This is a genomic window from Bradyrhizobium sp. STM 3566 (assembly GCF_045571445.1).
GTDB lineage: Bacteria > Pseudomonadota > Alphaproteobacteria > Rhizobiales > Xanthobacteraceae > Bradyrhizobium > Bradyrhizobium vignae.
Map to the genome: position 1 here is coordinate 4438403 of NZ_CP120692.1, position 12852 is coordinate 4451254.

The 12852-nt window shown below is 63.5% G+C and carries 12 protein-coding genes; 2 read left to right on the forward strand and 10 right to left on the reverse strand.

Features of this window, described 5'->3' with window-relative positions:
• The 5 genes from P6U27_RS21495 to P6U27_RS21515 all read right to left on the reverse strand — a co-directional run bounded on the left by P6U27_RS21495 (window position 1) and on the right by P6U27_RS21515 (window position 4435).
• Window positions 1–453 (reverse strand): MaoC family dehydratase, encoded by a 453-nt coding sequence (locus P6U27_RS21495; RefSeq protein WP_122403775.1) that lies wholly within the window; start codon window positions 451–453, stop codon window positions 1–3.
• Window positions 454–844: 391 nt separating this feature from the next.
• Complete coding sequence (locus P6U27_RS21500; RefSeq protein ID WP_122403776.1) at window positions 845–1267, reverse strand: hypothetical protein; 423 nt, start codon at window positions 1265–1267, stop codon at window positions 845–847.
• Between the two features lie 12 nt (window positions 1268–1279).
• Window positions 1280–1501 carry a hypothetical protein gene (locus tag P6U27_RS21505; RefSeq protein WP_007592399.1) on the reverse strand — a complete coding sequence of 74 codons (222 nt, stop codon included), beginning with the start codon at window positions 1499–1501 and terminating at the stop codon, window positions 1280–1282.
• A 223-nt stretch (window positions 1502–1724) separates the two neighbouring features.
• Window positions 1725–2543, reverse strand: coding sequence for a lytic transglycosylase domain-containing protein (locus P6U27_RS21510; protein WP_122403777.1), 819 nt, complete (start codon window positions 2541–2543; stop codon window positions 1725–1727).
• A 38-nt stretch (window positions 2544–2581) separates the two neighbouring features.
• Window positions 2582–4435 (reverse strand): flavin-containing monooxygenase, encoded by a 1854-nt coding sequence (locus P6U27_RS21515; RefSeq protein WP_407192544.1) that lies wholly within the window; start codon window positions 4433–4435, stop codon window positions 2582–2584.
• A 177-nt stretch (window positions 4436–4612) separates the two neighbouring features.
• Here P6U27_RS21515 and P6U27_RS21520 point away from each other — a divergent pair, with 177 nt between their 5' ends.
• Together P6U27_RS21520 and P6U27_RS21525 are read left to right on the forward strand one after the other, a co-directional pair.
• A complete protein-coding gene (locus P6U27_RS21520) occupies window positions 4613–6238 on the forward strand; it encodes a long-chain fatty acid--CoA ligase (protein ID WP_407192545.1) in 1626 nt (541 codons plus the stop codon).
• Window positions 6239–6287: 49 nt separating this feature from the next.
• On the forward strand, window positions 6288–7499 hold the full coding sequence (locus tag P6U27_RS21525) for an acyl-CoA dehydrogenase family protein (protein ID WP_407192546.1): 1212 nt from the start codon (window positions 6288–6290) through the stop codon (window positions 7497–7499).
• Window positions 7500–7520: 21 nt separating this feature from the next.
• Here the strand turns inward: P6U27_RS21525 and P6U27_RS21530 are convergent, their stop codons facing one another.
• The 5 genes from P6U27_RS21530 to P6U27_RS21550 all read right to left on the reverse strand — a co-directional run bounded on the left by P6U27_RS21530 (window position 7521) and on the right by P6U27_RS21550 (window position 12727).
• Window positions 7521–8429 (reverse strand): amino acid ABC transporter substrate-binding protein, encoded by a 909-nt coding sequence (locus P6U27_RS21530; protein WP_407192547.1) that lies wholly within the window; start codon window positions 8427–8429, stop codon window positions 7521–7523.
• A 149-nt stretch (window positions 8430–8578) separates the two neighbouring features.
• On the reverse strand, window positions 8579–10012 hold the full coding sequence (locus tag P6U27_RS21535; protein ID WP_407192548.1) for an amidohydrolase family protein: 1434 nt from the start codon (window positions 10010–10012) through the stop codon (window positions 8579–8581).
• 16 nt (window positions 10013–10028) lie between these two features.
• A complete protein-coding gene (locus P6U27_RS21540) occupies window positions 10029–11054 on the reverse strand; it encodes an ABC transporter substrate-binding protein (RefSeq protein ID WP_129143166.1) in 1026 nt (341 codons plus the stop codon).
• A gap of 39 nt (window positions 11055–11093) precedes the next feature.
• Complete coding sequence (locus tag P6U27_RS21545; RefSeq protein ID WP_407192549.1) at window positions 11094–11870, reverse strand: ABC transporter permease; 777 nt, start codon at window positions 11868–11870, stop codon at window positions 11094–11096.
• Complete coding sequence (locus P6U27_RS21550; protein WP_407192550.1) at window positions 11870–12727, reverse strand: ABC transporter ATP-binding protein; 858 nt, start codon at window positions 12725–12727, stop codon at window positions 11870–11872. The genes P6U27_RS21545 and P6U27_RS21550 overlap by 1 nt, the downstream gene beginning before the upstream one ends.
• Window positions 12728–12852 lie beyond the last annotated feature (125 nt).

Genomic DNA, 12852 nt, shown 5'->3' on the forward strand with positions numbered 1-12852 from the left:
TCAACGCGAGTCCCGCCGCGGTACGATGGCGATGGGAGTAAAGGTGTAAACTTCCTCGCCGTTCTGGTTGAGCATGGTCCATTTGACCAGCGCGATACCCTGAGGCTTCGACTTGGACGGCGTCAGGCTCATAACCTCGCCGACCAGATGCAGACGATCATTGGGCCGCACCGGCATCGTCCAGCGCAGGCCATCGACACCGGCGCCAATCAGCGGATGCGGACCGAACGGGCGGGTCTGGATCGCGAGGTTCATGGCGATCGCGGCGGTGTGCCATCCCGAGGCAGCAAGCCCCTTGAACAGGGTCGTCTTGGCGGCCTCATCGTCGAGATGCATCGGCTGCGGATCGAACTCGGCAGCGAAGCGCTTGATGTCGGCCTCGGTGACCAGAACTTCGGGGGACTTGAACCGCATTCCGACGGTGAGATCGTCGAACCACTCGACCTGCGCCATGATTTTGCCTCGCAATATGATGCGCCGCTCCCGAGGAGACGGCTTAAATGGCCCTGAGCGATAGCGGGATATAGCGGGCCCGCAGCGCACAAACCAGCGCAGGGTTCCGCGCGAAACCCCTTTCCCGATGCGACGAAACACGCCTGAAACAGATGGCCAGTTAAGTGGTTGTCAAAACAAATACAGGGACGGCCACCCATGCAATTCATCCTGGACCTGATCTACGAATATTCCTGCTGCCAAAATCTTGTCGCCCAGCCGCTACTGGAGGACGAGCTATGATTGAGCTGATCTCAGCCCTGCTCGCGCTTTGCAGCATCGGCATCTTCGCGGCGCATGCGCTGGACGCCTACCGCACCACGCACTCCTGACCGCCTCGCCCTTACCCGCGCTAGAAAGGCCGTCGGTAGAAGTGCTCGGAATGCGTGGCCGGCGGAAACCGGTTGGCGAGCGCAAGCGCTCCCTTCTCGTCCGTCTCGAGCGCGATCTTCTGCGCCAGCATCACGTCGCCCGGCACCAGGAAGCCTGACGGGACGAAGCACCACCCCATCGTCGCGTGCCCTTCAACATCGATCTCATGGACGTTGGCGGCCGTGCCGTAATGGATGCGATAGGTCCTGCCGGTGTCGCAGCCGACGACGTCGAAATACCGGTGCTGCTCGAACTGCGCGCGCTGCGCCGGCGTCAGCCATTCGGCCAGAAGCCGGCGGCCGCGGGCATCCGGCGTGTTCTCGCCGAAGAAGCGGCGATAGAGTTCACGCAGCGCATGCAAACGCGCACGCGCCGGTGCGCGAAGCCAAACTGCCGCGATCATGAGCAGCTCAGATCAGCCGCCGACCAGGCGGGGATAGAACAACGTTTCCTGCGCGGTCGGATCGAACGATCTGATACGGGTGACTTCGCCGGGCCCGGTTCGAAGCGCGGCGGTGAAGCCGGCTCCGGTCAGCTCCCGAAAGCGCCGTTCGGCTCGCGCCAGCGCTTCGGCATTGCCAGGATCAAACTCGTGGCGCGTATCGCCCGTCTGGTCCATCACGATCTGGGTAGCCATATTGAGTCTCCTCATGCCCAGCCCTGAACTTGATAAAAGCAAACCTCGTGCCGCCGGTTCCCAATGGCAACAACTTTCTCGCGTCGGCGCATCACGCCTTGCTGAGCAACCTTCAGCGCGATGAGATCGTCATCGCGCTTTAGGTTATTGTTTCAGCATGATCTTTTCGAAAAAGCCGCGCAACACTTTTCGCTAACGCCGCCCTTCGGGTCTGGATCATACTCTAGCGCGAGGCTGCGGCGCCCCCACCCTCGTCGATCTGCCGGCCCATCAGCGCGATTGCCTTCTGATAGACGCCTGCGGCATTCCAAGCCTCGATGGCAGCGAAATTCGGCTCGCCCGGCTGGTACCCGGCTCCCGCGCGCCAGCCATGCGCCTTGAGAAAATTCGCTGTCGAGCTCAGCGCATTTGCAGCAACGTCGAGATTGCCAGTGCCGTAGGCCAAAATGTTCTTGGGCATGAACTGGGTCTGGCCGACCTCGCCATGCATGGAGCCGCGGGTCGATCCCGACAGCGTGCCGCGGTCGATCAGCTTCAAGGCGGCGTAGAGCTGGTCCGTAAAGAATTCGGGACGGCGGCAATCATACGCGAGGGTCGCGATCGACGACAGCATGTTCTGGTTGCCGCGCTGACTGCCGAAGCCGGTCTCCATGCCCCAGATCGCGATCAACGGCCCGGGCGGGACGCCATAGCGCTGCTGGATCGAGGCGAACAAGGCGGCCTGCGACTGCTTGAGCTGCCGGCCCTTGGCGACGATGGTGGTGGCGCCACGCTTGGCCAGGAACTGATCGAGCGTCAGCGAAAAGCTGCGCTGGCCGCGGTCGGCCGCAATGGTCGCGCTGGCGTAATTGGTCTGCATCAGCGCCGACAGTGCGGTGGGGCCGATGCCCTTGCCCTGCGCCTCCGCGCTGAACTCGCGCTTCCAGGCCTCGAAGCCGGCCGGCGAGCTGCCGCATTGCGCCGCTTCGGCGGAGGATGCCAGGCAGCCGAGCAGCGTCATGGCGCCCAAAACCGCTCCCGCAACAGTCCCGCCCCTCATCATACCCAGTCTCCCGTCCTGTACCGCTCGGCGGCGCAATCTTACCCGGTGGAACGCGCCGACTCCATGGCCTGATGATAGGACAATTCGAGGCCTTCCAGATTGCCCTCCTTGCGCCATTTGTCGAGCAGCCGCAGGAATGCCACCGGCCCGCGCCAATATTGGCTGTTTCTTGCCGCGATCGGATCGAATACGCCTTCGTTGTTGTAGTAGCCCGGCGTACATTCGGCGAGATAGGTCTGCCGGCCGAGTGCGGCCTTGACGACCTCGTCCACCCAGGCGTTCTCGGCGGCAAGCGTCGGCTCCAGGGTGCGCGCCTTGCGCTCGCGGGCCTGCTTGATGACATAGGCGATGTGCCGCGACTGCTCGTCGATGATGTGCGGGAAGTTGGCGCTCTGTCCGGCTTGCACAGTGACGATCAGGAAGCAGTTCGGGAAGCCGCGGCTGTAGAAGCCGTGCAGCGTCTTGACGCCGTCGCGCCAGCGCTGGGACAGGCTGATGCCGTCCCGGCCATAGACCTCGAAGCCCATGCGGCGCGCGTAATCGGTGCCGACCTCGAAACCGCTGGCATAGATCAGGCAGTCGAGCTCATAGGCTTTGCCGCCGACCACGACAGCGTTCTCCGTGATGCGCTCGACGCCCTGCCCTCTGGTATCCACGAGATGCACGTTGGGACGATTGAACGTGTCGAGATACTCGTCGTGGAAGCACGGCCGCTTGCAGAATGCCTTGTACCAGGGCTTGAGCGCGGAAGCGGTCGCCTCGTCCGTCACCACGGCATCGACGCGGGCGCGGATCTCCTCCATCTTGCGGTAGTCCGCCTGCTCGATGACCTGCAGCGCCTCCTCCATCGAGGTCACCGGCTGCTTCTGGCGGCGCGGCGCCAGCAGGATCTCGCCGAGCAGGCCGGTCCAGCCGTCCTGCACCAGATCCTGTTCGAACGGCTCGCCTGAAATCACGGACGTAAAATTATCCATGCGTTCGCGCTGCCAGCCTGGCTTGAGGTTCTGCGCCCAGGCCGGATCCGTTGGCCGGTCGTCGCGAACACCGATCGCGGACGGCGTGCGCTGAAAGACATAGAGCTCCTTCGCCGAACGGCCGAGGTGCGGCACGCATTGCACGGCGGTTGCGCCGGTGCCGATGATGCCGACGCGCTTGTCGGCAAGACCGGTCAGGCCACCATCGGCATTGCCGCCGGTGTAGTCGTAGTCCCAACGACTGGTGTGGAAGCTGTGCCCCTTGAACGTCTCTATGCCGGGAATGCCCGGCAGCTTCGGACGGCTCAGCGGTCCTCCGGCAAGAATGACGAAGCGTGCGCGGATCTGGTCGCCCCGATCGGTCTCGACCAGCCAGCGCGCCTCCTGCTCCTGCCACGTCATCCGCGAGATGACGGTCTGAAACAGTGCGCGCTCGTAGAGCCCGAAATGACGGCCGATGCGGCGCGAGTGCTCGTAGATCTCCGGCGCCCGGGCGTATTTGCGCACCGGCATGTAGCCTGTCTCTTCCAGGAGCGGCAGATAGATATAGCTCTCGGTATCGCAGGCAGCGCCGGGGTAACGATTCCAGTACCAGGTGCCGCCGAAGTCGGCGGCCTTTTCCACGATGCGAAAATCCGCGATGCCGGCCTCGCGCAATCGTGCGCCACACAACAGACCACCGAAGCCGCCGCCGACGATGAGCACTTCGGTCGCTTCGCTGATGGCTGGCCGCGCAAAGCCGGGATCGGCCCAGGGGTCGTCGAGATAGCGGCTGAACTCGCCTGTGATCTCGACATATTGCGCCTTGCCCTCCCCGCGCAGGCGACGATCGCGCTCGTCGCGGTAGCGGGCACGGAGAGCGGAAACGTCGACCATAGATGCGTCGGCTGTATCGATCTTGTGTCTTTCCGCTGACATCCATCTCCTCCACCGCAAAGGCTGCTTCGCCGGCGGCTCACCTCACGTTAGCCTCGAAAAAGCGCTGCATGCAATCGCGCTCGCTGTTTTTTGCGTGAAGGCTCCGCGACGTTCCGCTAACCTTCCGCGCAAATCAAAAATCTGCGCCACGCAACGACGCGGCATCCGGAGGAGACCATGCAGGGATTGATGATGGACATGCCGCTTCTGATCAGCGGCCTGATCCAATATGCGGCCGACTATCACGGCGAAGCCGAGATCGTCGCGCGCGAGATCGAGGGCGACATCCATCGCTACACCTACGCGGACGCCCATCCGCGCATCAAGCGCATGGCGCTCGCGTTGAAGCGGCTTGGCATGAATCCCGGCGACCGCGTCGGCACGCTGGCCTGGAATACGCACCGGCATTTCGAGATGTTCTACGCCGCGCCGGGCATGAGCTATGTACTGCACACCATCAACCCGCGCCTGTTTCCCGAGCAGCTCGTCTACATCATCAACCACGCCGAAGATCGCCTGCTGTTCATCGACCGTGCCACGCTGCCGATCGTCGAGGCCATCGCGCCGCAGCTCGAGACGATCGAGGCCTATGTCGTGATGTCCTCGCGCGAGCGGATGCCGGAGACGAAGCTCGCGAACGTGCATTGTTACGAAGAGCTTCTGGAGAAGGAGAACGACACCGGCTTTGCCTGGCCGGAATTCGACGAAAAATCCGCCTCGACGATCTGCTACACCTCGGGCACCACCGGCAATCCCAAGGGCGTGATCTACTCGCACCGCGCGGCGATCCTGCAGACCATGACCTGCTGCAGTTTCGACTTCCTGCCGGGCCACGTCGAAGGCGTGCGCGAGGTTATGATGCCGATGGCACCGCTGTTCCACGGCAATGGCTGGAACATGCCGTTCACCGCGCCCTACACCGGCTCGAAGCTGGTGCTGCCCGGCCGCAACTACGAGCCCGACAAGCTCTATGAATTGCTCGAGGGCGAGAAGGTGACACTCTCGGCGGGCGTGCCGAGCTTCTGGCTGATCCTGCTCGACTGGCTTGGGCGCACCGGCAACAAATTCTCGGCGCTCCGCGCGACGCTGTCGTCGGGCTCCGCCCCGCCCCGCGCGATGGTCGAGAAGCTCAAACGCGAGTACAATGTCGATTACATCCAGGCCTGGGGCATGACCGAGGCCTTGGGCTGCTCGATGCCGAGCCTCCGGCCTGGCTCGGAACACCTGAGCGACAAGGAGAAATTCGATCGGCGCCAAGTCTCGGGGCGTGCCTGTTTCGGCACCGCCTTGCGCATCGTCGACGATGCCGGCGTTGCGCTGCCGCGCGATGGCAAGACCGTCGGCCATCTGCGCGCCCGTGGGCCCTGGGTCGCCTCCGGCTACATGAAGCTCGACGAGGGCCTCGACCGCGACGGCTGGCTGATCACCGGCGACATGGCCGTGATCGACGGCCAAGGCCACGTCACGTTGACCGACCGCTCCAAGGACGTGATCAAGTCCGGCGGCGAATGGATCTCCTCGATCCAGCTCGAGGACATTGCGCTGTCCCATCCCGACGTGCTGCAAGCGGCTGTGGTCGCGATCACACACGAGAAATGGCAGGAGCGCCCGCTCCTCCTCGTCGTCCGCAAGAAGGGCGCGACCGTCGACGGCAAGACGCTGCTCGACCACATGCGTCCGAAGATCGCGAGCTGGTGGCTGCCGGACGCCGTCGAATTCCTCGATGAATTCCCGATGACCGGCACCGGCAAGGTGCTGAAATCCGCGCTGCGCGAGAGATTTAGGGAGTATCGCGTCACATGAAGCGGCCCGCGATCGCGTCCGTGCCGCCCATCGATCAAGGAGACCAAAGATGCTCTACCCGATGTCGCCCAAAGTCGTCGAGCTCAAGCGCAGGCTCGAAAGCTTCATGGACCGGCACATCTATCCGAACGAGGAGCGGTTCTATCGCGAGGCCGAAGAGCTCGGGCCGTGGAAGGTCTATCCGGTCATCGAGGAGCTGAAGCCGCTGGCGCGCGCCGAGGGGCTGTGGAATCTGTTCCTGCCCGAGAGCAATCACGGCGCGGGTCTTTCCAATCTCGAATACGCGCCGCTCTGCGAGGCGATGGGCCGCTCGCATCTCGCACCGGAGGTGTTCAACTGCTCGGCACCCGACACCGGCAACATGGAGGTACTGGAGCGCTACGGCTCGGAGCAGGACAAGGAGCGCTGGCTGAAGCCACTGCTTGCAGGCGAGATCCGCTCCTGCTTCGCCATGACCGAGCCGGCGGTCGCATCATCCGATGCGACCAACATCGAAAGCTCGATCGTGCGCGACGGCGACCATTACGTCATCAACGGCCGCAAATGGTACACGACCAACGCGACCGACCCTCGCTGCAAGATCTGCATCTTCATGGGCAAGACCGACCCAGACAATCCGGATCGTCACAAGCAGCAATCCATGATCCTGGTGCCGATGGACACGCCGGGTATCGAGGTGAAACGTCCCCTGCCCGTGTTCGGCTTCTACGGCGTGCCGGACCGCGCTTCCGAAGTGATCTTCACAAATGTACGCGTGCCCAAAGAGAACATGCTGCTCGGCGAGGGCCGCGGTTTCGAGATCGCGCAGGGCCGCCTCGGGCCCGGCCGCATCCATCATTGCATGCGCCTGATCGGCCTTGCCGAACGCACGCTTGAGAAGATGTGCCGGCGCGTGCGCAGCCGGGTTGCCTTCGGCAAGCCGGTCTCGGAGCAGACGGTGACGCAGGAGCGCATTGCGGAAGCCCGCATCATGATCGAGCAGGCGCGGCTGCTCACGCTGAATGCGGCCCACGCGATGGACACGGTCGGCAACAAGGTCGCGAAGGCCGAGATCGCCATGATCAAGGTTGCCGTACCCAACATGGCCTGCCAGATCATCGACTGGGCAATCCAGGCCCATGGCGGCGGCGGCACCTCGAACGATTTCGGACTGACCCAAGCTTACGCCACCGCGCGTCTGCTGCGTCTTGCCGATGGGCCGGATGAGGTTCACCGGAACCAGATTGCGCGATTCGAACTGAAGAAGTATTCGAACGCTTAAGCAGAGCGCTCTTCCTTCGCCTCAGTTCGCCACATACACATCGGGATCGGCGCTGGAGCTCGGTTTCTTGAACGCGTTGCGCAAGGCTGATGACATCGGGACGTTGTAGTTGAGGCCGTTCGGCGGTGTCGGCGATTGCAGCCATTTCTTGTAGAGGACCTCGATCTCCGGGCTCGCATAAAGCTCCGCGGTTGCGCGATCGGCGAGCGCCTTGAATGGAGCGTCCTCTCGCCGCAACATGATGCCGTAGGGCTCCGGTTTGGAGAACGCCTCCTCGCTGATCATGAATGCTTGCGGCTCCTTCGACCGCGCGATCGCGACCGCAAGCTGGACGTCGTCGAGTGCGTAGGCCTGGGCGCGGTCGGTCTCCAGCAACAGGAAGGCCTCGGCCTGGTCCTTGGCCGGCATGATGTTGATGCCGAGGTTGCGGTCGGTGTTGACCTTGGCGAGTTGCGTCAGATTCACAGATCCCGCGACCGCCGTGACCGCCTTGCCCTTGAGATCGTCGATGGTGTTGATCTTGGCGGCCTTCTTGGCGGCAAACCGCGTCGCGCTGAGGAAATGCGTGTTGGTGAAGGCGACCTGCTTCTGGCGGTCGGCGTTGTTGGTGGTCGCCGAGCAATGCAGGTCGAGCGTGCCGTTGACCATTAAGGGGATCCGGTTCGACGAGGTCACGGCGAGATAATCGACTGCGATGTCGGGCATGCCGAGCTGCTTCTTCACGGCATCGACGATCCTGAGGCAGATGTCCATCGCGAAGCCGACCGGCTTCTGGTTGCCGTCGAGATAGCTGAATGGCACCGAGGCTTCCTGATAGCCTAACGTGATCTTCTTGGTCTCCTTGACCTTCTGGAGCGTGCCCGTGAGGTCTTCGGCTGAAGCTGCGCCCGCAAGACATGTCAGGGCCAGGAGAATGGTAGGTAGGCGCATCAGGGACTCCTCGAACGGACTGGTGTCGAACTATCTAGGAGCTGATAGCCTACAGGTCCGTCAAGCGCCAGACGCGGCTGCGTCTACCAGCCATCGCTCTTTGATATACATTCCGTGATATACATTCCGTCGCGGCGCCGTTCGGCATGTCACTCGCAGGTCAGCTGCTGTTCGAACCAGCCCTCCAGTCGCTGTGACAGCGGCGGCCACACACGCTGGAAGCTGTGGAGCTTGCCGACATTGGCGCGGTACATTGCCCGCAATTCCTGTTCGATCACCGGCAGATCGACGCCAGAACAGACCCCTTCCCTCGCGATGGTCTTGCCGGCGACGACGACCTCCTTCACAAGCGACGCATTGCCGCGCGCGAACAGCAGCGCCATCGGATCGACCGGCATGATCGCGTCGCGATCGAGCCGGTCGAGATCGATGACGACGTAGTCGGCGGGGTTGCCAGCAGCGAGTTCGCCGGTACCCGGCGCGCCGGTGGCGCGGCGCCCGTTGCGGATGGCGAGTGCAAACATTTCGGCCGGTGTCCATGTCGCCTCGAAGCCGAGGCCGCCATGGACCATCAGCACCAGCCGCATTTCGCGGAGGATATCGTCATCCTCATCCAGCGCCAGCCCGTCGACGCCGACAGTGATGGGGCAGCCGCATTTGTGGGCGCCCGGGATCGGGGCGAGGCCGGAGCGCAGATGCATATTCGAGCTGAAGTTAGTGACGATGCGTGCGCCGGAGGCTGCAATCATCTCCAGCTCGTCCGGGCGGGCGTGGACGCAATGCGCCAGCGTCAGCCGCTCGGAGAGGAAGCCAACGTCGCGCAGCCAACGCACCATATCGGGAAAATTCTGGTCGGCCCAGGCACGCTGGTACACCGTTTCCAGGAGGTGCATGTGAATGCGGCGGCCGGTCCGCGCGGAGTTCTCGGCCACCGCTTCCAGCAGCGGCTTCGAGCACCATTGCACGCCGGCGGGCCCGAGTTGCACGTCGACCATCGGGCCGGCGATGGCGGCGGCAATGGCGTCGGTCAGCTCGATATAAGCCTTGGGCGAGATCGGCGTGCGAACGAAGAGGTCCTCGATGGTCTTGCGGTCCTCCCTGGGAAGTCCCGAGAGCACCGGCTCGGCATCACCATAGACGATCGGGTTGCGGTCACGCACGGCCATCGCAAACGCGATGCGGATGCCGACGTCGGACGCAGCTTTCGCGACGGCCTTGGCCTCGTCGACCAACGGCATCGTCCCGCTCGGGCGGGCATAGTGGACCATCATGGCCGCGCAGCCTGCCTTGGCGGAACGGGCCAACGCAGAGGCTGCCGTCAGATAGGGATCGACTGGTGAGCCCAATGCGGTCCGCAGGATCCAGCTTTCCAGGGGCATGCCGACGGCGCCGAAGGACGACGCTGTGGCGCGGGCATGATCATGGGCGTTGACGAAGGCCGGGATGACGAAGGAGCGAGGCCCCGGCCCCGCTCCTTCCGAGATATCGGTGATGACGCCCCCGTCGTGCCGCAGCACGACATTGTCGCTGACGCCGCGATCAGGGTCACGGAACAGGCTGGTTGCCGCAATCTGCGTGACCATGGCTGTCCCTCCGAAATCAGTTGGCAGTATACACCAGCTCCCGCTCCGCGCGCGGTGGCAGGAATTCGCGTGAGAACACTTCTGCCGGCGTCGGCGCGCGGGCGAGCTGATAGCCCTCGACCACAATGCCGATGGCGCGTGTCATGCGGTCGTCCTTGATGTCGCCGATGCCGATCTCCCTCATCTCCGGCGAGACGATCAGCTTCTCGAAGGAATATTGCAGCCGGCGCTTCTCGACATCGGCATTAATGAGGTTGTCGTAGTTCAGCGCCGCCTTCATTCCGGCATTCTGGTCCTTGGCAACCGCGATCGCGCCCTTGTTGATGGCGCGCACCAGGCCCGCGACGGCCTTCGGGTTCGAGGCGATCAGCTTGCGGGAGACCATCACGCCGTTCGAATAGAGATCGAGGCCGTACTCACCGAACGAGAACCATTTGAAGTCCTTGTCCGGATCCTGGCGGTTGAGCACCAGGTTGAAATAGCTGGTGATATTGAAGACCAGGGCGGCATCGATATCGCCCTTGATCAGCATCGGCTCCTGCAGATTCGGCGCCATGTTGGAGATCTTGATCTTTTCACCGTCGAGCCCATTCTTGCGCGTGAACACCGGCAGAAGGCGCGTCGTCGGCGTGCCCTGCGCGCCGCCGAGCGTGTGGCCTTCGAAATCCTTGATGGTGTTGATGCCACTGGTCTTCTTGGCGACGATGGCGAACGGCGGCTGATTCCACATCATGTAGACCATCACCGGCGCCTCCTGCGGCTTGGTCGAGGCGTTCTGGATGATGGCATTGACGTCGCCGAAGCCGGCGTCATAGGCGCCGGACATCACGCGCGTGACGGTGGCGCCGGAGCCCTCGCCCTGGTCGATGACGACGTTGAGGCCCTCTTCCTTGAAGAAACCGTGGTCCTTGGCATAGAAGAATGCGGCGTCGCTGCCCTGGGTTTTCCAGCCCAGTGTGAACTTGATCGTGGTTTCCTCCGCCGTAGCGGCGCCTGCGGACAGCGCCAATCCCACCAGCGCCGCACTTAACATCCTCAACATCGAGACCTCCTCAGCTTCGTTGCGTGACGGTTCAAGAATTCAGGTGGCGATCACGTCGTTCTTGCGCGTGGCCCAGCCGGTGACCTGGCCCTCGATCAGCGAGAACACGACGTAGAGCGCGACGCCGAGGCCGGCGAGCACGAACAGGCCGGCGAACACCAGCGGCACGTTGAAGTTGGAGGACGCGGTCATCATGACGTTGCCGATGCCGCGGTTGGAGGCGACCGTTTCCGACAGCACTGCACCGACGAAAGCGTAGGAGATCGCGACCTTCAGCGAAGCGAAGAAGAACGGCATGGTCCTGGGCAGACCGACATTCCAGAGGATGTCGAGCTTGCTGGCGCCGAGCGCCTTCAAGACGTCCTCGAGCTCGGGCTCGGTGGTCGCAAGGCCTGTCGCGATATTGACGACGATCGGGAAGAAGCAGATCGACAGCGCGGTCAGCACCGCCGGCACCGTGCCGGAGCCGAACCACAGGACGAAGATCGGCACGACAGCGACCTTGGGGATCGAGGAGAAGCCGATCAGGAGCGGATAGCAGGTGTCATAGGCCGTCTTGGAGACGCCGATGATCGCGCCGAGGGCGACACCGAGCACGACGCCGAGGACGAAGCCGAACATGGTGGTGGCGAGCGTCTGCACGATGTGCGGCCACAGCACCGGGAAACGCTGGACCAGCGTCACGAATACCTGCGAGGGCCGCGGCAACACCAGGTCGGACATGCCGGTCATCAGGCAGAACAGCTCCCAGGCGAGGAAGAACAGCACGATCAGCCCCGCCGACCACGCCTTCTGCCTGACATCGATCCCGAACATCAGCCTGCCCCCTGCTCAGCCGCGCTGCGCGCATCTTCGATGAAGGCGCGCAGCTTCTGGTTCAGCGCGACGAAATCCGGCTCGAAGGTCATCGCGACCGTGCGCGGCCGCGCGAACCCGACGCGGCTGTCGTCGAGGATGCGGCCGGGGCGCGCGCTCATCACGCAGATGCGGCTGGCTAGGAAACCGGCCTCGCGCAGATCGTGAGTGACCAGCAGCACGGTCGGCTTGTGCGTCATCCAGAGGGTCTGAAGGATCGCCCACAGTTCCTCGCGGGTGAACTGGTCGAGCGCGCCGAAAGGCTCATCCAGCAGCAGCATGCGTGGCTCGTGGATCAGCGCGCGGCAGAGATTGGCGCGCTGGAGCATGCCGCCGGAGAGTTGCCAGGGATAACGGCTGCCGAACCCCTTGAGGCCGACCTGCTCCAGCAGCGCGTTGGCCTTGTCGCGAAACTCGGTCTTGCGCAGCCTGCGGAAATTCGAGCGGAACGGCTCGACGATCTTCAGCGGCAGCATGATATTCCGCTCGATCGTCATCCACGGCAGCATGGTCGGGTTCTGGAAGGCCATGCCGACTCGCATCGCCCGCGCCGCCACCTCGCGGCCGCCGACGATGACGACGCCGCTGGTCGGCTGCACCAAGCCACTGACGAGACGCAAAATGGTCGATTTGCCGCATCCGGACGGGCCGACCAGTGCGACAAACTCGCCGTCAGCGATTTTCAGCGTGGTCTTCGATAGAGCCGGCACGGCGCGGTCGCCGCGCCCGAAGGTCACGGACGCTTCCGACAGCTCGATAGCAGTCGCGGCGGCGCCTTCGGGACGGGGCTGGCGGTCAAGCTGGGTCTTGGGTTGCATGCGCATCACGGTCAAAGTGCATGCAAGCCAGATGCCAGAGATCGGCGCCCGCGAATTCAATGACCTCGCCAAAACCTGCGCCAAATCACCGGATTCGATTTGGGCAGCGCGGGCCCCAAACTGCA

Bases quoted from the DNA above. Each gene is read 5' to 3' on its own strand.
- P6U27_RS21495 (WP_122403775.1), bottom strand. From the start codon at position 453: ATGGCGCAGGTCGAGTGGTTCGACGATCTCACCGTCGGAATGCGGTTC.
- P6U27_RS21500 (WP_122403776.1), bottom strand. From the start codon at position 1,267: ATGATCGCGGCAGTTTGGCTTCGCGCACCGGCGCGTGCGCGTTTGCAT.
- P6U27_RS21505 (WP_007592399.1), bottom strand. From the start codon at position 1,501: ATGGCTACCCAGATCGTGATGGACCAGACGGGCGATACGCGCCACGAG.
- P6U27_RS21510 (WP_122403777.1), bottom strand. From the start codon at position 2,543: ATGATGAGGGGCGGGACTGTTGCGGGAGCGGTTTTGGGCGCCATGACG.
- P6U27_RS21515 (WP_407192544.1), bottom strand. From the start codon at position 4,435: ATGTCAGCGGAAAGACACAAGATCGATACAGCCGACGCATCTATGGTC.
- P6U27_RS21520 (WP_407192545.1), top strand. From the start codon at position 4,613: ATGCAGGGATTGATGATGGACATGCCGCTTCTGATCAGCGGCCTGATC.
- P6U27_RS21525 (WP_407192546.1), top strand. From the start codon at position 6,288: ATGCTCTACCCGATGTCGCCCAAAGTCGTCGAGCTCAAGCGCAGGCTC.
- P6U27_RS21530 (WP_407192547.1), bottom strand. From the start codon at position 8,429: ATGCGCCTACCTACCATTCTCCTGGCCCTGACATGTCTTGCGGGCGCA.
- P6U27_RS21535 (WP_407192548.1), bottom strand. From the start codon at position 10,012: ATGGTCACGCAGATTGCGGCAACCAGCCTGTTCCGTGACCCTGATCGC.
- P6U27_RS21540 (WP_129143166.1), bottom strand. From the start codon at position 11,054: ATGTTGAGGATGTTAAGTGCGGCGCTGGTGGGATTGGCGCTGTCCGCA.
- P6U27_RS21545 (WP_407192549.1), bottom strand. From the start codon at position 11,870: ATGTTCGGGATCGATGTCAGGCAGAAGGCGTGGTCGGCGGGGCTGATC.
- P6U27_RS21550 (WP_407192550.1), bottom strand. From the start codon at position 12,727: ATGCAACCCAAGACCCAGCTTGACCGCCAGCCCCGTCCCGAAGGCGCC.